The organism is Alcanivorax sp. HI0083, assembly GCF_001635175.1.
Window position 1 is genome coordinate 1 of record NZ_LWFX01001793.1, and the last position, 703, is coordinate 703.

Sequence of the window (703 nt, forward strand, 5' to 3'; positions counted from 1 at the left end):
AAGCCGTCAGCTATCTTTAGCTTGTTTTGCGTCTGAGGAGGTATTCAGGCGTGTATAGACATCCTGAAGAAGGTGGTCTCCAGCCAGATTGCGGAAATTATCGTCGTTCATTAGCCGGCTAAAAATTTCTTCGTTACCTTCCATTCGCTCGATGAAAAGCCCTTCCAGCATCTTGTTGAAGACGTAGGAAAAATTTTCCAGTGTATTGGCCTGAGCCGCTTCGCGCAGGGTATCGTTCTCCAGGGCTGATTCGGTGATCTGATCGAAAAAGAGCTGGTCGGCGGGGGTGAACTCAGTCCCGAATCGCTCGTTCAGTTTGCTGATCAGAGTGGAGAGCTCCACTTTGTCTTCCTTGGCACGGCCAGTGCCAACCTCGGTGGGGCCGTAAAGAGGTTCGGGTTCGCCAATACCAAGGTCAATGGCGCCTTCGCTGATTTTCTGCAAGCGGTAATATTTCAGTGAGACCTCATCCTCCAGCTCGAAAGGGCTTTCTTCGGCGCGGCGGGGCAGCTTGGACAGCAGGAAACGTGCATAGCTGTAGAGTTTTTCCAGGCTGCTGTCCTGGTAAGGGATGATCTGGGAAAGAAACGCGTAGAGATTGCGGTAGCTGGCGAGTTGTCCCTTGAACAGATCCTGCTCTTCTTCGCTGAGCGCTTTGTATCGCTCCACCGCCTGGTCCAGGATGGCATTGATCCTCTTGTGG

Annotated in this window: 1 pseudogene; it reads right to left on the minus strand. The window is 52.5% G+C overall.

The annotated features are described in order from the left end of the window. Nucleotides 1-6 precede the first annotated feature (6 nt). Nucleotides 7-703: pseudogene (locus A3754_RS28365) on the minus strand (type I restriction endonuclease subunit R); the annotation flags it as partial.